The organism is Nitrobacter sp. TKz-YC02, from assembly GCF_049852135.1.
In the GTDB taxonomy this organism is placed as follows: domain Bacteria; phylum Pseudomonadota; class Alphaproteobacteria; order Rhizobiales; family Xanthobacteraceae; genus Nitrobacter; species Nitrobacter vulgaris.
The window spans coordinates 862831-880317 of the sequence record NZ_CP180728.1; the positions used below are offsets into that span (position 1 = coordinate 862831).

Here is a 17487-nt window from a genome sequence, read left to right on the forward strand (position 1 = left end):
TGCTCCGCGGGCGCAGTACTGCTCGAAAGTCTTCTGATTCTTCTGGATTGCAACCCGATCCACCACACCGACTGCGACCGCTGGCGTCGTTCGCAGTGCTTGGTGAACGCGGCACCAAAAGCGGCACGATAACGGCTCCGACGATTTTTCGGAGATTCCCGACCGCCGTTGAGTAATACCCGGCACACGAGGTGTCCGGGTGAATTGCTATTTTGTCCGAATTATTGGCAGCCGAGACGTCGTCGGCATTTTCTTTGCCTGGGATATTGTCGAACTTGTCATGCTGATCGACGAATGTCTGGACCCTTCGATCTGTGAGTTCACGGAAGTGCCACCGGGCTCGCTGTATTGGTCCGAACCCTCAGTCGTCGTTCCGATCAGACGGAGAAGCTTTGAGCGAACTAGCCGATGAGTGGCACCCGAGGGCGCGACAGCCACGCCTGCAGGGTTACAGGCCGGCGCAGGACGAAATGGTAAGCGGCGACGCTGGCGTCAGGAACATGGATATCACGCCGTTCGTGATGCGATAGGAGAGCCTGCTGACCACTGGGCTGGATCTCTCGGGAAACTTCACTAACCCCCGCGCATCATCAATCATCAACAACGAAAGGAGGTGGTTCGTGTCTGATTCAAAGCGCTGTCACCTCGCTGAGGGCGCCCGCTAAGCTTGCGAGCTTCGGATTAGGGCGGTCGTCCGCCTGCCTTCAGCGAGTTTTGGGGGAGGGCGTCGATGAGCAAGCGCCACTTTGCGCGAGTAGATCAAATTCGATAGAGATTTTTGATTCAAGTTTAACGTGTGGCATCGATAGATGTTGCCCATGGCACCGATTCTAACACCGCATAGTGAGGTAAGGGAGCGCCGCGCCAAGCAGCGGACCGTTATCAACCATGGGGCAGTAGTATATTTTGAGCGAAATGCTGCTGCTTACTCCTGCTGTGTCTGCAATGTCACGAATGACGGTGCGAGCATTCAGCTGGGCGGACTCGATTTCGTGCCGCCGGTCTTCGAACTTTCCTTTGATAAATTTCGTACATCGCGCCGATGCCGACTAATTTGGCGCGACGGAGATCTCGTTGGCGTTGCCTTCGAAAGCTGACGACCATCCTGGCGCTTCCTCGCCCATTTACGAGTCCACCCAGTCGGGGGGCTCCCGGTTGCGCTTTACCGCGGTAACGTGGCCTTTTTCCTTCGCCTTAACCGCCCCTTAACCATGCCCGTCGCACTTAGATGCTACCTACCGTGTGGCAGCGATATGTGGCAACTCAGGGCGTTTAAGGCGCTTCTATTGGTCAGCCTGCTTCTGGCCGCGCCAACAGCGCATGCACAGCTTGCCTGCATTCTGCCGCCGCTTTTGGGTGGGATCACCAACTCCATCGCTTGCGGACCTAATGCCCAATACAGCGGCGAGAACAGCGCGGCGTTTGGCGGCTCGAGCAGTTCCAAGGCCAACGCGCTGGCAGTTGGCGCGAATAGCGTTGCGGATGTCAACGCTGTGGCGGTGGGCTATATGGCCCATGCCTCAGCGAGCGGATCGGTTGCGATCGGCAACGGCGCAGTCGCCACTGTCGCCAATACCGTATCGTTCGGCAGCGCAGGGAACGAACGAAAGCTCGTGAATATCTCGGCTGGGACTGTCTCTTCAACCAGCACCGACGCCATCAATGGCGCTCAGCTCTTTTCGACAAACAGTTCGATTACTAATGTAGCAGGTTCTATCACTACGCTGGATAACAACGCGCTCGCCTTAAACCAGCGGCTTGCCGCGATCTTCGGCGGGGGCTCCAGCCTCGACGCAAACAACCTAGTAACACTGCCGACCTATTCCATCCAGGGTGCTCCATATACTAGCGTAGGCGGCGCATTTGGTGCCGTCGATGCTAAACTTACGAACACCGACGTCGCCATTACAAACTTATCGACGCAGATCAATTCCGGCGGCATCGGCCTGGTCACTCAGGATCTTGCCACCCGGCAGATCGCCGTTGGCAAACTGACCGACGGCACTCTTGTCGATATCACCGGAACTGCCGGAACCCGAAAGCTGACGGGATTGACCGATGGCGCCGTCGCTTCGCTCAGTACCGACGCCGTGACGGGTAACCAGCTGTTTGCGACCAACAACGCCGTTGCGGCCAACACGTCGACAATCGGAAACCACACCCTTGCGATCGACTTCCTAAATGTGAACTCGACGACGCTCAATCAGCGTTTAGCCGCGGTGTTTGGTGGTGGAGCCTCAATCGATGCCAACGGCGTTTTCACCGCTCCTTCATTCATGGTCCTCGGAAGCAGCTACAACAATGTGGATGGCGCGCTCAACGCTCTCAGCAATCGGGTTCAGGCCAACAGCAACAATATCAGCGCTCTCCAAGCTTCCGGCGGAGGCGGTGGAGGGGCCTCCCTGGTGACCCAGGATCCATCAACCCGCGTCATCCATGTCGGCACATCGACCGACGGCACCACAGTCAACCTCAGGGGCATGATTGGCGACCGCCAACTGACCGGCGTCGCAAATGGATCGGTCTCTGCAACCAGCAGTGATGCGGTCAACGGAAGCCAGCTTCACGCAACGAACTCTGCCGTTGCCGCAGCCGCGAGCTATGCGACGAATGCTGCAACGGGATTAGCAAATGCTGTTGGCGGTGGCGCAAGCGTCGATGCCGCTGGTAATGTCACGAATCCCCAACTGACGGTCCAAGGCCAGACCTATTCAACGGTTGCCAACGCCGTCGGCGCGATCGACACCGAATTGACCTCCCACGCCACGACAATCAACAACGTGATCAACAACCTGTCTCAGGCTCAGCGCTATGTTCGCGTCAACGGCACAGGCAACGCTGCGAGTGCGTCGGGCCAAAATGCCATAGCCATCGGAGCCAATACCACTTCTTCCGGAATTGACGCGATTGCCATGGGCACCAATTCGACTGCCAGTCAGGACGGTGCCATTGCGATCGGAGCGACGTCACAGGCCACGGGCCGAAATGCCATCGCAATTGGTTCGAATGCCGTTGCCACCGGCTCGGTGGCGGTGGGCGTCAATGCGAGAGCGTCGAACGGCGGGGCGGCATTCGGTGACAACGCAGTCGCGACCGGCGAAAACAGTTCGGCGCTTGGTCCCGGGGCAACTGCGACGGCGCCAAATTCCGTCGCAATCGGATCAGGTTCTGTGAACACAGCGGCCAACACAGTATCCGTTGGGTCTGGCGGAAATGAGCGCCGGATCACGAATGTCGAGGCCGGCATCAGCCCAACCGATGCCGTCAACGTCGGTCAGCTCAACGGCATGGCAACCGGTATCAGTTCCCAGATCACGCGGCTTGATCAGCGCATCGATAATACCGCCGGAGGGGTGGCGATGGCGATGGCGCTCACAGGAAGCAGTCTGCCGTCAGACAAGAAGTTAGCGGTCGCCTTGAATGTGGGCGCTTTTGGCGGCCAAACCGCCCTCGGGATCTCCCAGTTTCTAAGGGTCAACGATAACGTGGTTGTCTCAGGAGGCGTCGCGCTTCAAGAAAGGTAGATCGGAGGCCGGGCCGGCGTGATGATGGCTTGGTGAAAAGTAGCGGCATGTTTGAATTGCATGGGCCCGTTGATAATCAGTCGTCGTGCTTCAATTTGTTATGGGCAACTGACCATCTAACCAGTCTTGCTCTTCTGCAAGCGCCAGCCATGCATCCTGCATGCGTCTGTAGCGGTTCTTCGAAGGCAAGTCCTTTGCCTCGGCCGCAAGCTCCCCGCAATTGCGAGCGTTCTCTCTGTACGCTTCCGATTTACTCAACATCATCACTCACTCCAGCGACGGTCATGACCGTTCCTTAGGCGGCCGCACCATTTCTACAATCGTTAGGATCATCTCCAGGTCACGCCGCACTGCGTTCAGGTCGTCGCTGCACAACGTGACGCGGACCAACGTTTGAATATCCGCCAAGGCTTCTCTGGGATCCAATGGATGTTCGGTACCGCCCATTCAAAACCTTCGCTCTGCTCGGAGTTGTCGGACATCAGCTAGGCCGACTCGTTGGCCGCTGGCTGAGAGCGGCACTTAGACGCTCTTCAAAGTCTTGTCGTTGTTCGTCCAGCGGACGCTCAAACGTGTTGTCTTTGGAAGCGATGCCACGCGCCTCGTCGGCTTCGATGCCGTCAATGTTGCAGTCCTGAAAAGTGCAGTTTGTGAAGGCAAGCTGCTCTGTATCGGCATCCATCAAAAGAGTGCACTTGACGAAGGTACACTCGTCGAACCGACTGAAATTCAGCCGGCCGCGAAAATCAAAGGTCTCAGCGGTAAAGACCGTGTTCCAAACCACGCGCTCTTCGACGACTTGATACATCTGAGAACCGGTCTTCATACTAGGCAACGCCCAGCTTTGAGACTCGTTCTACTAATTCAACCCTGGATAGGCTGTAGCGCGCGCGCCACACTCTGGGAAAGCATGATGATTGGGCCCATGGCGAAGGGGCAGCTGCTTTAATCCCGGTGCAAAAAGCCCGCTGCCGGATTCTGTGTTTCGGCGTGGAATAAGGGCTCTGACGCAACTTCGATGACGGCTTACCGCAACTAGGTCGCGCCTATCAGCCGAGCTTGCAGGAGGTCGATTTTCGCCCGCCCATACATCTGGCGTTTTACGAGCTTTAGTTTCGTGATCTGCCCTTCTGTCTGGCCATTGGACCAAGGCTCGGAGATGGCAGCACGGACGGCGGCCTTGTCCCTGATGATGCCACTCGCAAAAGAGCCGATCAGGCTCAAGCTGGCGGTGGCGATCCATGGATCGAGATCAGCGACGAGCTTCTTGCGCACCATGGTCTGGAAGCTTTCGACGAGCATGCGGGCTTCGACGAGTGTGGGAACGCGCGCCTCGATAGCAGCGATGGTGAGCGCTCGATCGGGCACGCCTTCATGTTCCTGCTCGGGCTCGCCGCTGCGCTCGCGCTTCCGACTCTGGCCTGGGTCCTGATGGCCGGCCCGCGGCTGAAGGAATTCCTGACCGATTTCCGGGATATGAACTCAGGTCTATTGCTGTTGTTCTGGGTATTGGTGGGGACGTTGCATTTCCCGCGATAACGGCCGTCGCCGTCGGGACCGACATGCCGTCGTTGTGGGCGCTGCAGGGGTTGTTTCTGGTGGCGGTCCTGATCGTTTGTGGCGCCAGCTTCGAACTTGAGCGACTACACACGATAAATCTGACGGCAGCTGTGCTCGGCTTTGCAGTCATTGCCGTGATCGTGGCCGCGCCGGCGCACGCTCTCTACCACAACACGCATCCCTTCAAGGAAGGTCGTAACTTCTATCGGCCGGCTGCGCACGAACTAATGCAGCGTTGGCATGCACTATCGGATGTACCGCTTCCTCGCATCAGCGGCGAGGACGCTTTGGCTTTCGCCACGGCTTTTTATGAGAGCGATCATCCATTTTACAGCCGTCCCTTCGCCAAACAGTATGATTGGCCAATCCCGTCTCCCCGGCCGTTACAGCACGGTTGGGCTGCGATGTGCTTCACCGAGAACGCCACCTGCATCACATGGGCCAGAAGCATTGCGGCATCCAATACGGATTCAGTCAACTTTGAGTTTATAGTTCAGGCAAGGCTTTTGGGACGGCCTGGTGCTACGTCGAAAATTTTCGCCACCATGATCCCGCCGCGCGAAAAAGTGCGTCTACCATTCCAGAACCTCGCCACGCTGACGATTTCAGCGTCCGGAAGCGAAAGACAACCGATTTCTGAACACTTGTCCGACAACACGATGTCGTGGCAACCGGCGAGCGGGAAGACGGCGAATACATTGCGCCGGCTTTGTCACGTTAGCGGATGATAGGTGCGACAAATCCAGCATTCAATCGCGATCACGCCGCAGCAGTCACCTCTCGCCACGTCTGCATGGCCGAGGCTCGGAATGCCCGGTGCGTCTTCGCTGAGATGAGGTGACGCTGGACGTTGAAGGTGTTGTAGGTGGCGGCGTGGACGGACAGAAATCGTTGGGCTGATCCCGCACTCTTGAACCCCTGCATCTTGCGCTCCCGTCGTCGGGTCGGTTGATGCGAGTTCTCCGCTCGGTTATTGCGCCATCGCCCGCGCTCATGGCGACGAGACAGCCCAAGCTCACGGGCGGCCGCGCCGTAGGATCGAAGATCGTCGGTCACAAGCTTGTCCGGAACAAAGGCCGTTTTCCTGAGCAGTTTCCGCAGCAATTTCAGTGCCGCCCGTTTGTCCCGCTTGCTCTGGACAACAACGTCGAGGACTTCGCCTTCGACATCGACGGCGCGCCATAGATAGACCAACCGGCCATCGATCCTGATAAACACCTCATCGAGATGCCAAGTCGAATGAGGCTTGGGCCGGCGGCGTCGAAGGTCAGCTGCGATCGTCGGTCCGAAGTATCTCACCCAGCGGCGTACCGTCTCATAGGACACCATGATTCCGCGCTCCGCCAACAGGTCTTCGACATCCCGGAAGCTGAGGGTAAACCGGGCATAGAGCCAGACGGCCCGCTGAATAATCACGGGTGGGAAGCGATATCCGGCGTAGCTGAGTTTGCTCATGATCGACACTTATGGCCGCAGATCAGCGCCGGCAAGCTCAACAACGTGACAATGCCGTTTAGCGGTTGGAATCGTCTCGGCCATTCGGGCTTCCATCGCCACCACCGTTTCCGTATCCGTTGTTTCCACGTCCACCCGAACTAGCAATGGCTGTGGAATTCAGCGACGTAGACAAAAGCATTGTGATGGCCGGTGGCGTCACAACCGCAAACTTGCCGCAACTTGCTAGAAATTTGCGACGATCGTTGTCAGTCGTGGTTCCGGTACCAACGGCCGGGTCGTTCTCCTGAAGAGGCATTTTTCTTGCTCCTCGGAACTATTTAATCCCTGCGACTTAATTAATTGTTATTTAATTTTATTGTGATTGCAAGTTTATTCGATCACGATGGGAGCTGTTCAATGTAACTTGTTGGGTTCCATTGATACGCTTTTGCCACTCTCTGAATGGAATAGCGGGTATGACGCGCAGGCGCCTCCAGGAAATCCCCCCGCAGGAGCATTCTCATATTTTACGTCCGGTCGCTGGGGCATTATTCTCCCTACTCGACGACCGGCCAATCCTGTTCAGCGAGTCCACTCAGAAGATTTATGAGCTTAACCACCTGGCCGCCTATATCTGGTGCTGCCTGTTGGACCACAAGTCAACCGAGACGATCTGCGAAGACCTAACCAAATTCGAGATGGACCGCGTTGCGGCACGAAATCATGTGCAGCTGGCGCTACGAAACTGGCTCAAGCTGGGGTTGCTTGAGGTCGATTGGGAACCGAACGAAACCCACTCCCTTGCCGTGAGCGTCGGAAAGCTCGCGGTCCGCATTCAGACTTCGAGCGAACGGCTGACACAACTTCTTATCCCGCTGTTTGGGGAAACCGGCGGCGTCATCGACAAGATCGGAGATACATTCGAGGTCGTTGAAATCGATCACCAGATCCACATTCATCACAACAAAACTTGGGTCGCGCGATGCGCTGTCAATGAGTTGGCTCCTACCCTCAAAGCTCTGATCACCGAGCAAGTCATGCTCAAGAGTTTGCCCGATATCGCGTTCCATGCAGCTTGCCTGCTGTCCGGTGGGAAAGGCTTGCTCGTAAGTGGCCAACCCGGTGCGGGCAAGACCACGCTTGCGGTCCATTTGATGGAAGCGGGATTTGAATATGCCGCAGACGATATCGTCCTGATCGCGCCCGATGGACGCGCGACGGGCGTTCGGTTTGCGGCAACGATTAAATCAGGCGCATGGGCGATGATCGAAAAGTTCCGTCCTGATCTCGGCAAATCCGCCGTGCACAGCAGGCCGGATGGCAAACGCGTGCGATATCTGGACGTCCCGCGTACCACACGCAAGGGCGGCGTGCCGGTAGACTGGATTGTCTTCATCAAACGAGCATCGAATGTCGCGGCGAAACTTTCGCCGCTTGGGCAATTCGAAACAATGAGCAGACTAATAAATGGCTCATATTCGCCGGACGGAAAACTGACCCATCAGGGGTTCTGCGCAATCAAGCGGACCCTGGCCGACGCCCAATCATTCGAACTACAATATTCGGATGCGGCTCAAGCCCGGGATGCGATTGTTGATCTTTGCGATGGCTGAGAACAGCCGCTCCTTCACCCAACTGTGTGCGTGTTTTCGGGGCTGCGTTCCGAAACGCGCGGACTGGATGTCCTTGCTTGGTCTGGCTAACGAGACCCTGACAACTCCCGCTCTGATGGAATTTGCCACTCGCTTCGAAGACCAGATTGGCGAGGATGTTTACCTCTACATTCGGGAGATATTTGAGCGCAATGTCGCGAGGAACGACCGCTTTGCCGCCCAGCTGACCGAATTGGTGGCGGCAATGAACGATCGAGGCGTGACGCCTGTATTACTGAAGGGCGCCACAATGTTTGCAACGACCGCCCGCATGCGCTGGGGATCGAGAATAATGTCGGATCTCGACGTCATGGTGTTGCCCGATCAGATCGATGCGACTTTGGATGCTCTGTTCGCGTTGGGTTATGTCGAGCACTTTCTAACTCCGCCGACGGCCAAAAAATGGTACATTGAGCTGAAAAGGCCGAGCGACGTCGGAATGGTCGACCTGCATCGGGAGCTTCCCGGCCCTGCATTTTTTTATCGCTCGTCGGGTGACACGAAGCCGCATTTCAAAATGATGCCTATCGGGAGAGGAAGGGCCTATGTCCCGTCCGCGACTTACCAAGCTCTCATCCTGATCATTCACGATCAGTTCCAAGATTCGGATTATTGGATCGGCAATATCGATGTACGCCATCTGATCGAGTTGCGAGACTTGGTTATCTCACCGGAAGGAATCGACTGGGACGCGTTAGCTGCTCTTACCCCAAGTAAACTCGCGCGAAACGCCCTCGAGACCCAACTGGTTGCATTGTTTCGTCTGCTCGGAGTTGATGTTCCCGCCCGCATGCGCAGCCGATTTGTCCCTCGCCTGCAGCATCGGCGACGCTTGGCGCAAGCACGCTTCTCGCTGTTGCGTCAAGTTCTGTTGCCGATGGTCATATTGGATTACCGAAACTACCGCACTGAATTGGGCAAATCATTCAGTGGAGCAGAAATCGGCGGGAAATGGCGTCTTCCGAAAATCGATACGTTACGTTTCCTGCTGGCATTTTCGCGAGAACAGCGCGCAGGCAAGGTTTAGGTGGCAGCCCGCAGAAAGTCATGCTTGTCATGATCTCCATCGGAGTCATTGTTCTGATCGGATTCTAGCCGGTGATCCCCTCGCCGGCGGAACACTACATTAGGAGTTTGAAAGTGAACATGATTACATGATCCAGTAGGAATGCGTGCAGGCAAATTTGCCAACGCCGACTTGTTCTTGTCGATCGCGTCTTTCGCTTGGGCCAGGATTGTCCGTCGTCAGATAATTTGAGACTGATCAGGCTTTTTGCGAAGGGAGGCTCTGGCTTATCAGTTGTCCCTACCGCAAACCAGAGCAGGGCGTTTTCTTCGCCTTCCAATCCTGGGCGGCCTGTATCACCAATATGCTCGGATTTAATTTGCGATAAGGACAGGCCGCATAATCATCCTCGCATCCGCCAACTCGGGACGACGCGTTCAGTTCGCTCAACGGGTGTGGCTTGAACGCTACAGCCTATCTAAGGTTGTGAGATTATAATGGTTTCCAACTCACCTGCTCAGTACAAAGACCAGTTCCCGACGAGTGCACCTTCGTCAAGTGCACGCTGCTAATGGATGCTGACACCGAGCAGATCGCTTTCAAATGCACGTTTAAGGACTGCAACATCGACGGCATCGAAGCCGACGAAATACGTGGCATCGCCTCCAAAGACAATACGTTGGAACGTCCGCTAGACGAGCAGCGACAAGGCTTTGAAGAACGCCTAAAGCTGCTGGCGCCGTCCAGCGATGATCTGGCCTTGCTCGATCAGCTCCGGTTGATCAAGACGGAAAACGGCCGGCCGGTGCTGACGGAAGCAGCTAATTCGGCAATTGGCAGCCTCGCCTAGAAAACCCCGCCGGAGCGGGGGTGGGACCCAAGCGACGGCCTCGGTAGCCTGCACGTGTCGAGACCGCTACCGGATGCCAGCATCCACCAGGTGAACACTCCTATGGCTAACGCTCCCCGCCAGTATTAGATCGCACATAGAAAACCCCGCCGAAGCAACGCATGTTGAGCAGGTCAGAAGAGTTCAGAGAGAACGCTCGCAACTGCGGTAAACTTGCCGCTGAAGCGAAGGATTTGCCTTCAAAGATCCAGTACGAGCGAATGCAGGAAGCCTGGCTCGCACTTGCCGAGGAGGAAGACTGGCTAGATGGTCTAATACCACCCCATAAATAGAAAAACCCCGCCGGAGCATAAAGGGATCAAATTGACCAACACAGCCTTTGCTTTAAATCGGCTTCATCGCCTGGACGTTGGCGCTCTTGGTGCTCATGGAGACGACCCGGACCTACTTGGTCGTCGCAGGACAAAGATACCAGCAAACGGATTCACCCCGGACAACAAAACAATCTTTCGGCTTTTATGCAGGGTCTAGCTCGCGCGCACACCAACTGCATCGAAGGCCTGCCAGTCTTCGGAGGCCTGCTTGTCTAGCAATCATACTAAGAAAGACGGAGGTGACCGACGGGTTGGCGCCGTGGTTCGTGACTGCGCGCGTTGCGCAATCGATCATTCATCTGATTTCGACCAGCGTCGTAGCAGTGAGCGCTCGTTTCGCCGCCTTCGCCCCGCAGATGGTGATCGGCGTCTATTGAGTTATTGCGCTGATAGCTCCCCTGTCTTGCCCCTGATCTTCGCTCGGCCCGCTGTTTAACCGTCCAGCGGGCCTTTTCTTCGTGGAACCATCTCGCGGTCCCGACGCCGCAGGGTCACTCCATCACCAACCCCTGTGTGTACCGAAAACTTAAACACGGGCGTAGCGATGATGAAGTCCGCCCAGGATGGCGCGTGAACGAATGACACCGGTGTGCTGCACCGAGCGAGAGACCGGTGCATCCTTGTTGAAAGACCGATGCGTTCTGAAACGGTTGTAATAGTCAGCGTAAGGTTTCAGGACCCGACGCAAATGTGCCTCGCCACAGATGATCGCGTGATTGAGACACTCGCGACGGATCGATCCAATCAGCCGTTCGGCAAAGCCATTCTGCCAGGGTGAGGCCGGTGCAATAGGCTTGTCCCGGATGCCCATGGCACGCAGTCGGCGTGTGACGACCGCACCGTAAATGCGATCACGGTCCCGGATCATGTAACCCGGAGCACCGTCCCAAGGGAAAGCCTCGGTGATCTGCCGAGCGATCCACTCCGCCGTCGGGTTGGCTGTGACGTTGATCCAGACGAGATCTCTGCGATCAATCCGTACAATCACGAAGCCGTACAGCAGTTTGAAGCCAATGGTCGGGACCACGAACAAATCCATGGCGGCAATATCCGGAGCGTGGTTTCGCAAGAAGGTCTTCCACCCCTGACTGGGCGGTCCACGTCGTTTCACCATGTACCTGGCGACGGTTGATTGGGCGACGCTAAATCCAAGCTTGAGTAGTTCGCCGTGGATGCGCGGCGCACCCCAAAGCAAATTCTCCATGCTCATCTGCCGGATCAGCGCGCGCAGGTCCGCTTCGATTTGCGGGCGACCACCCCGCCGCCGCGATTTCCACCGCCAGTAGCAGCGAAAGCCCGCCCGATGCCAACGCACGAGGGTCTCAGGTTGAACAATCGTGATAACCGTCAGGATTGATGGAAACCGGCGATACAGCTGGACGAAGAACCAACGATCCTGGTTAGTGAGCCGGACGCGGCCACGCAGCTTCCGCCGCAATACAATCACCTGATGTCGGAGCGCGGCATTCTCTGCCTCAAGCCGCAACTTCGACTTGAATGGCGAGGCCAGGACGGCCAGAACGAAACAGAGCAGCGCGATCATGCCACCAGATTCGGCGATTCCGTCACATCATCAACTCGGATGAGGTTTTCGGCACACACAGCATCGGCCTGGATGCGGTGGGCAAGGATGCCGAACAGCAGATGTTTGGGCAGGTGCTCCGGGGCTGGCCGCCCCATCACACTCTGCCAGCGACACTGTAGGCCAATCAGGTCGAGACTGCGCAGATGCGCAATCTCCTCTTGCATTGACAACTTTGTAAGCCGTCGACTGACGGGCTTTCGTGATCCTGCGCTTCGCGTCATGGCATCAGGCCGCAGCCTTAGCCTGCTTCGAAGCGGTCGATGGGACGTTGCCCACTATTTTGTAAATCCGGCCGGCTTCAGCGGCTTCAGACGTCAATATCAGCTTGAGCTTCTTTCGGATGATACCAGCGAAGAATCCGCGCACCGAATGTTGCTGCCAGTTCGTGGCCGTCATGATGTCGTCGATCGTTGTACCCTCGGGCTTCATCAGCATCTATGACTCGGGCTTGCTTGCTGCCGGCGCGATGCCGTACCGGCCGATCCAACGATCGGGCTGGTGCCGAGCTGATTTTCATGACGGCTGCAACCTTGGCGGTCTCGGTCGACGCGCGGCGCGCTACGCATTTTGCCACGGTGAGCGAGGAGACGTCGGGCGGTCTCGGATGCCGATCGACCGAACTCGGCGGATAAATATCACCATAGGCTCGATCGCGACCCCTGATCAGGTAACGCGTCCTTGTTCAATGACAAATGGGTGCGCGTGCCGTTGTAATAGCTTATGTACGACAGCAGCACGTGGCGCAGATGAGGGATTTGCTCCCAGCCACACGCCTCCGTCAGTTGGTTGGCGCCATTCACCGCCGATGTCACGGCGCCGCCGAGATAGCCGGACGCATTCTCTGTCGTCCGATTCTGAGCGGACTGCAGCATCAATATCCTGGGATTTGATAGCGGTAGGCACAGGCGCTCACACGCTAAGGGGGTGAGCCCTTATGGTGGCGATGAGGTCTGACCTCGATATCCTTGGATCGAGCCGCCGTTGCGAATCAATGCAACGAATAATTTGAAGTGGCTTGGCGCTGTTGACCAGCTAGCGATAATGACAGGAGGCTCGGCGCGCCGGGAGCAGGGCGCGACAGCGCCAATTTTGCGAGCACCGAGCTGGAAGCCCAGATACTGATCCTTCTTCGAGAACACCGAATGGTCCCAGGCTGGATCGTCGACGCCGATGCCCACGAACCAGCGGAACAGAAGGGTCGTATTCCAGCCGCTCCATAAGCAACCGCTCCGAGCGGATCGAGTAGAACGCGTGCAAGAGCATCGCCCTGAGCAATTTCTTGATTTACGTGAGTATTAGACAAAGGTTGTCATATAGAATAAAGGGGTGGCGGGTCAATTTATTTGGAGATTGAAAAGGAATACCTTGAATTTTATTGCTTATTCCCTAGCCCGCATAGGGGCGAACCGTAAGCAACTAATAGCTCCATCTGACGAAAGGTAAAAATTGCGCAGCATTTCCAGTTAGTTAATTTGAACGAATTGTCTTGGCGGAAATTGTCGCAGAACTCCGGCTTAAAAACGGAGGCGTCCAGATTTGATGCGGCCTGGGAACGCATTGAAAGGAACCTATTTGTCACCTACATTTTATTGAGAATCAATCTAGGCGCAGGGATGATGAAGAAAACCGATCTGGAAACAATGTCGATTGATGACCTTTGGATGCTTCATGCAAGGGTCAACAAGATTCTATCGATACGAATAGCGTCGGAAAAGCGCGAACTTGAAAAGCGTCTGGCCTACCTCAACGGCGGCTCGGCCGCGATCGCCCGAGAGACTGAACTGGCAACGCGAGGCGTCGTCGAGGGCAAACCCCGGCGTAGATATCCACCGGTTCTGCCGAAATATCGCAATCCGTCGAGCCCTTTAGAGACATGGTCCGGAAGGGGAAAGCAGCCGCGATGGCTTGTTGCCGCCATCAAGTCCGGTCGCAAGATCAACGATTTCAAGATTGACGCTACCGGAAGCTCCAAGGCGCACTAAGAGCGTGTGTGCAGTCATTTTATTTCGATAGCGCGTCTGAAACTTTCATCGGGTCCGTCGGACGATCCAGTGAGTGCTTGTCTCGCAGGCTTACTTTGCTCAGGGCCCCCTGCCACCTGAGGCTGCAATTGCATCGGACTTCATCCAGGTTAGCCAAGATCGCGTGGGCAAAAAGAGTGCCCCGTTTGTCGATCGCTCGGCACTCGCCAGTCGTCGGTGACTCGATCCGGGTTCACCAGCATGCCGCCAACGGCCAAAAAAACGAACGCGGTCCCGTTGCATGGGTCGCTCGCGCCGCGGGCTGACGACCAAGATCCACGCGCTGGTGGATACCTGAGGCCTGCTCGTCCTCAAGATCACCGAAGGCCAGGCGCGCATGACGGGCGCAGCACCGACGATATGCTCGACACGGTTGGGCGCGGCCACGTGCTGCTGGCCGACCGGGCCTATGACTCCAACGCCCTACACCAGACGCTGGCCGCCCGCGGAGCCCGCGCCCACGTCACGCCGACGACAAACCGCGTCATCGCTCTGCGTTTCAGCAAACGGCTCTATCGCAAGCGCAACCAGGTCGAACGCTTCAATAAAATCAAACACTATCGTGCGGTCGCCACCTAGCGGGGCAAGCAGCCTTGCGAGGGTGTGGCCACCTTCACGGTTCGGTTATCTCAGTATGCGTTCCGGCAGCTCATGACTTCAATGGTGGTTTGAAGAAGGATCGCGAGGTCTAGTCCGAAGCTCCAATTGTCGATGTACCACAGATCATACTCGACACGCCGCTCGATATCCCTCGCAGTCGGCGTTGGGCCTCGACAGCCCTTCACCTGAGCCCAGCCTGTCAGACCTGGCCTGACGCGGTGTCGAAACGCATAATTTCGAACAAGCTTCTCAAATTGCGTGTCGTGCGCCAGCGCGTGGGGGCGCGGGCCAACAAGCGACATGCTGCCTTCCAGTACGTTGAGCAACTGAGGTAGTTCATCAATGCTAGTGCGGCGCAGCCATTTCCCCAAAGGCGTAACTCTGCTGTCGGAGCATTGAGCCTGCGCAATCGTTGGACCATCCTCAAGTACAGACATTGTTCGGAACTTGAAGATCTGAAAGCATCCTCCGTTAAATCCGCGTCGTCGTTGCCGGAAAAGAACGGGGCCTGGTGAGTGCAGTTTGATCGTGACCGCGACGACCGCAAGCAATGGTGATAGCGCCAACAGGCCGGCGCCGGCGACTACGATATCAATGCATCGCTTCGCCGCGTACTCCATTGGAGTCAGCGGCCCGCGCTGGACCTCAACACAGACGGAATTTCCAAGCTCATGGTAGGGTTGGTTGAAAATCTCCGAGGTGGGGCCTACAGGGATTACGTTGACCGGGAACGGCAGTATCCGAAGCTTCGCGATTAGGCCGCGCAGTTCCTTCCAGTGCCTCAGGTCGGCGCCCACAATGATTTCTTCCACTTCGGACCCGCGAACACATTCGATCGCGGTTGTAATGATGTCTTCGCGATGACGGCCGCCTCGCTCCGGGGGCGGTAGGGTGAAATGCCGTTCAAGCTTAAAGCCGAGGCTCTCCAACGTTTGCGCAAGGTTGGTTTCCGCGCGCTGGCCGTAATCGGTGATCAGTACGATCCTGCGGCCGGAAAAACGCCTGTTCGTTATACCTTTAGTGAGGAGGCTTCGCCAAAAAATTCGGTGGACGGTCAGAGCGGTCAGGCCGAGCGCGGCAAAGAGCAAGCTCGCGCCTCGCGAAATCTCGGTGCTCACCTTCAGAGCAAAAGCCGTTCCAGCGAGCAGAAAGAACACGGCTGCCCAAACCAGAAAAATGGTGCGGAGTTGGCTGCGGAGCGCCAGCAATGCTGCTGGCTTGTACATCCGACGGCTAATCATCAGCGAAAGGAAGAGGGCGGAGACGAGGGCGGCTGAACCGAAATACTGGACGATATCGCCCGGTGTGCCGTAGGCCTGAATATGATAGGCCACTCCAGCGAGCGTGCTTGCCGAAAAAATGATAGCAACATCAGCTGTAGCGGAAATGAATTCGATAGAATCGTAACTGATTGGCCATTTGTGTGCCGCACCTGACTGTCCCGTTAGTGCTCTAACAACAACGCTATCCGTTACGTCTATATCACGCTTTACAAAATTCATGCGCTGAGCCCTCGGACCGGCCGTATTTAAATAAAATTAAATATGCCATCGATATTTAATTTGGCAAGATATTATTTAAATACCGACTGTCGTTGGATTAAATCCCTATTAACCTGGGCCGCTTAGGCTGTCCTTATCGCAGTTCGATCTAGGTTAAGCGCATTGTCCGTTCTAATCGTCATACATTTTCTGGCCGGGTTTTTGACGGGATCCCTCTTCCGAATCAGAACGTTGTTGGGCTTGGCGATCATTGTCTTGATCGAGTGTGCTGCCACGGCGGCCGTGTCCGGCATTCAGGCTGGGGTGTGGTCATTGACGAGTTTGGTGGCCGTTCAGATGGGATATCTGGGCGGGGTCTTTGCTCGCAGCGTTCTTGAGAAGGTTGGCCTTCTCTCCGAATCGGAACCAGAGAGCCACGCTAGGCAGACTCAGTAGTCACAACGACGTCGGCCTGCTGGTTGGTACGGTAGTTATGGGAACATCAGGCGCCCCTTGAGGGCGGCACAGTTTTGCAAGTCGGCGCGTATTACCACGGAATAGACCGGGTCGATCTCCGAAATCGTGTGGTCACAAGGGTTACCTTGCCTTCGACGGAGCTCGATCTGTAGGCGGTCGCAAGAGCAGGCTTGAGCGCGGGCAATTTTGGTGACGACCACGCGTATGTCGCGTCTGATCATGTCTTGAATGTCAGGTCTTGTATTGCATTCGCGCGAAGCGACACCTTGATCCGGAGCGGAAACAGAGAGAGGTCACTCGGCGCCGTAAAGTATGACATTTTGAGCAAGGAGCTCGGTCGGTAATCCCGCCAGCTGTACCGGTCAGCCATCGCGGCGGCGAGCATCAGCCAGACGTCTCCGCGATGTGGCGCATATCGCAGGGCATCTTCGATATCCATTTGGGCTTCTTTGCGGACGCTCTCGTTGGCCGCGGATACAGTCGCCGGCTCCGTCCAAACATATCCGAATGGGTGAATGCGCTTTCTTTCCACAAATCCCGTCGGAACATTGCGAGCGCCCCTGCTTGGCTTGCATTTCATGCTCTTGGCTGGCGAAGTGACTCGCCTCCGGGTCGGTCAGGAGGTGAATGCGGTGCCGCTGCCAAAATGGAGGCGAAGGCAAGCAATTCCATACAAATTCCTCTATCCGTTGAGCTTCCTGCATGTCCGAAGGGATTCTGACGCCCGAGGTTGTTTGATCCGGACTGCTCCAGCTCTTGTTTTGCGCAAGGGCCAAACCGCAAACCACAGCGATGAAAAGCGGTGCGACCAGACCCAACGGCCTGCGTTTGCGAACGAGGTAATGAGAATGGCTACGATGCAGCGGGCACCGGCACCAGCACCTACGGGGATGGTCGCCATTTGCGCGCGCTCGGGAATG

General features: G+C 56.5%; 17 protein-coding genes and 3 pseudogenes. 9 read left to right on the plus strand and 11 right to left on the minus strand.

Translation table 11 applies throughout. From position 1 onward, the window contains the following. Positions 1-1253: 1253 nt before the first annotated feature. Positions 1254-3524: a YadA family autotransporter adhesin gene (locus ACM561_RS04090; RefSeq protein WP_425908227.1), complete on the plus strand. Its 2271-nt coding sequence runs from the start codon at positions 1254-1256 to the stop codon at positions 3522-3524. A gap of 90 nt (positions 3525-3614) precedes the next feature. Here the strand turns inward: ACM561_RS04090 and ACM561_RS04095 are convergent, their stop codons facing one another. From ACM561_RS04095 to ACM561_RS04105, 3 genes and pseudogenes are all read right to left on the minus strand, one after another. Then, on the minus strand, positions 3615-3788 hold the full coding sequence (locus ACM561_RS04095) for a hypothetical protein (RefSeq protein WP_425908220.1): 174 nt from the start codon (positions 3786-3788) through the stop codon (positions 3615-3617). Between the two features lie 217 nt (positions 3789-4005). Further along, on the minus strand, positions 4006-4350 hold the full coding sequence (locus ACM561_RS04100) for a hypothetical protein (RefSeq protein ID WP_425908229.1): 345 nt from the start codon (positions 4348-4350) through the stop codon (positions 4006-4008). 209 nt (positions 4351-4559) lie between these two features. Further along, positions 4560-4877, minus strand: a pseudogene (locus ACM561_RS04105) (transposase); the annotation flags it as partial. Positions 4878-4898: 21 nt separating this feature from the next. Between ACM561_RS04105 and ACM561_RS04110 the strand changes: the two are divergent. After that, a complete protein-coding gene (locus ACM561_RS04110; RefSeq protein WP_425908231.1) occupies positions 4899-5063 on the plus strand; it encodes a hypothetical protein in 165 nt (54 codons plus the stop codon). Between the two features lie 23 nt (positions 5064-5086). After that, positions 5087-5812, plus strand: coding sequence for a hypothetical protein (locus ACM561_RS04115; protein WP_425908233.1), 726 nt, complete (start codon positions 5087-5089; stop codon positions 5810-5812). 31 nt (positions 5813-5843) lie between these two features. Here ACM561_RS04115 and ACM561_RS04120 read toward each other — a convergent pair whose 3' ends face one another. Both ACM561_RS04120 and ACM561_RS04125 read right to left on the minus strand, forming a co-directional pair. Beyond that, the gene (locus tag ACM561_RS04120; protein ID WP_425908235.1) at positions 5844-6539 is read right to left on the minus strand and encodes an IS6 family transposase; all 696 of its coding nucleotides are present in this window, start codon (positions 6537-6539) and stop codon (positions 5844-5846) included. 58 nt (positions 6540-6597) lie between these two features. Next, complete coding sequence (locus ACM561_RS04125) at positions 6598-6837, minus strand: hypothetical protein (protein WP_425908237.1); 240 nt, start codon at positions 6835-6837, stop codon at positions 6598-6600. A gap of 160 nt (positions 6838-6997) precedes the next feature. Between ACM561_RS04125 and ACM561_RS04130 the strand changes: the two genes are divergently transcribed. The 4 genes from ACM561_RS04130 (at position 6998) to ACM561_RS04145 (ending at position 10780) form a co-directional block, all read left to right on the plus strand. Then, a complete protein-coding gene (locus tag ACM561_RS04130; RefSeq protein WP_425908239.1) occupies positions 6998-8134 on the plus strand; it encodes a PqqD family peptide modification chaperone in 1137 nt (378 codons plus the stop codon). Then, entirely contained in the window at positions 8127-9200 is a 1074-nt protein-coding gene (locus tag ACM561_RS04135; RefSeq protein ID WP_425908241.1) for a nucleotidyltransferase family protein, read from the plus strand. Before ACM561_RS04130 ends, ACM561_RS04135 begins: the two co-directional genes overlap by 8 nt. Before the next feature lie 550 nt (positions 9201-9750). Then, entirely contained in the window at positions 9751-10029 is a 279-nt protein-coding gene (locus tag ACM561_RS04140) for a hypothetical protein (RefSeq protein ID WP_425908243.1), read from the plus strand. A 613-nt stretch (positions 10030-10642) separates the two neighbouring features. Further along, positions 10643-10780, plus strand: a complete 138-nt coding sequence (locus ACM561_RS04145) for a hypothetical protein (protein WP_425908245.1) — start codon at positions 10643-10645, stop codon at positions 10778-10780. Between the two features lie 149 nt (positions 10781-10929). Here ACM561_RS04145 and ACM561_RS04150 read toward each other — a convergent pair whose 3' ends face one another. From ACM561_RS04150 to ACM561_RS04170, 5 genes and pseudogenes are all read right to left on the minus strand, one after another. Further along, positions 10930-11946 carry an integrase core domain-containing protein gene (locus tag ACM561_RS04150; RefSeq protein ID WP_425908247.1) on the minus strand — a complete coding sequence of 339 codons (1017 nt, stop codon included), beginning with the start codon at positions 11944-11946 and terminating at the stop codon, positions 10930-10932. Next, positions 11943-12152 carry a hypothetical protein gene (locus ACM561_RS04155; RefSeq protein WP_425908249.1) on the minus strand — a complete coding sequence of 70 codons (210 nt, stop codon included), beginning with the start codon at positions 12150-12152 and terminating at the stop codon, positions 11943-11945. Before ACM561_RS04155 ends, ACM561_RS04150 begins: the two co-directional genes overlap by 4 nt. A 61-nt stretch (positions 12153-12213) precedes the next feature. After that, positions 12214-12423 carry a DUF3489 domain-containing protein gene (locus tag ACM561_RS04160; RefSeq protein WP_425908251.1) on the minus strand — a complete coding sequence of 70 codons (210 nt, stop codon included), beginning with the start codon at positions 12421-12423 and terminating at the stop codon, positions 12214-12216. Positions 12424-12623: 200 nt separating this feature from the next. After that, a complete protein-coding gene (locus ACM561_RS04165) occupies positions 12624-12860 on the minus strand; it encodes a hypothetical protein (RefSeq protein WP_425908253.1) in 237 nt (78 codons plus the stop codon). Between the two features lie 248 nt (positions 12861-13108). Continuing rightward, positions 13109-13269, minus strand: a pseudogene (locus ACM561_RS04170) (transposase); the annotation flags it as partial. Positions 13270-13601: 332 nt separating this feature from the next. Here ACM561_RS04170 and ACM561_RS04175 point away from each other — a divergent pair. Together ACM561_RS04175 and ACM561_RS04180 are read left to right on the plus strand one after the other, a co-directional pair. After that, complete coding sequence (locus ACM561_RS04175) at positions 13602-13970, plus strand: H-NS family nucleoid-associated regulatory protein (protein ID WP_425908255.1); 369 nt, start codon at positions 13602-13604, stop codon at positions 13968-13970. A gap of 221 nt (positions 13971-14191) precedes the next feature. Further along, a pseudogene (locus ACM561_RS04180) lies at positions 14192-14585 on the plus strand (transposase); the annotation flags it as partial. A 53-nt stretch (positions 14586-14638) separates the two neighbouring features. Here the strand turns inward: ACM561_RS04180 and ACM561_RS04185 are convergent. Further along, on the minus strand, positions 14639-16111 hold the full coding sequence (locus tag ACM561_RS04185; protein WP_425908257.1) for an undecaprenyl-phosphate glucose phosphotransferase: 1473 nt from the start codon (positions 16109-16111) through the stop codon (positions 14639-14641). Between the last annotated feature and the right edge of the window lie 1376 nt (positions 16112-17487).

Coding starts and splice junctions, on each gene's coding strand:
- ACM561_RS04090 (WP_425908227.1), top strand. CDS start 1,254: ATGTGGCAACTCAGGGCGTTTAAGGCGCTTCTATTGGTCAGCCTGCTT.
- ACM561_RS04095 (WP_425908220.1), bottom strand. CDS start 3,788: ATGATGTTGAGTAAATCGGAAGCGTACAGAGAGAACGCTCGCAATTGC.
- ACM561_RS04100 (WP_425908229.1), bottom strand. CDS start 4,350: ATGAAGACCGGTTCTCAGATGTATCAAGTCGTCGAAGAGCGCGTGGTT.
- ACM561_RS04110 (WP_425908231.1), top strand. CDS start 4,899: ATGTTCCTGCTCGGGCTCGCCGCTGCGCTCGCGCTTCCGACTCTGGCC.
- ACM561_RS04115 (WP_425908233.1), top strand. CDS start 5,087: ATGCCGTCGTTGTGGGCGCTGCAGGGGTTGTTTCTGGTGGCGGTCCTG.
- ACM561_RS04120 (WP_425908235.1), bottom strand. CDS start 6,539: ATGAGCAAACTCAGCTACGCCGGATATCGCTTCCCACCCGTGATTATT.
- ACM561_RS04125 (WP_425908237.1), bottom strand. CDS start 6,837: ATGCCTCTTCAGGAGAACGACCCGGCCGTTGGTACCGGAACCACGACT.
- ACM561_RS04130 (WP_425908239.1), top strand. CDS start 6,998: ATGACGCGCAGGCGCCTCCAGGAAATCCCCCCGCAGGAGCATTCTCAT.
- ACM561_RS04135 (WP_425908241.1), top strand. CDS start 8,127: ATGGCTGAGAACAGCCGCTCCTTCACCCAACTGTGTGCGTGTTTTCGG.
- ACM561_RS04140 (WP_425908243.1), top strand. CDS start 9,751: ATGGATGCTGACACCGAGCAGATCGCTTTCAAATGCACGTTTAAGGAC.
- ACM561_RS04150 (WP_425908247.1), bottom strand. CDS start 11,946: ATGATCGCGCTGCTCTGTTTCGTTCTGGCCGTCCTGGCCTCGCCATTC.
- ACM561_RS04155 (WP_425908249.1), bottom strand. CDS start 12,152: ATGCAAGAGGAGATTGCGCATCTGCGCAGTCTCGACCTGATTGGCCTA.
- ACM561_RS04160 (WP_425908251.1), bottom strand. CDS start 12,423: ATGCTGATGAAGCCCGAGGGTACAACGATCGACGACATCATGACGGCC.
- ACM561_RS04165 (WP_425908253.1), bottom strand. CDS start 12,860: ATGCTGCAGTCCGCTCAGAATCGGACGACAGAGAATGCGTCCGGCTAT.
- ACM561_RS04175 (WP_425908255.1), top strand. CDS start 13,602: ATGATGAAGAAAACCGATCTGGAAACAATGTCGATTGATGACCTTTGG.
- ACM561_RS04185 (WP_425908257.1), bottom strand. CDS start 16,111: ATGAATTTTGTAAAGCGTGATATAGACGTAACGGATAGCGTTGTTGTT.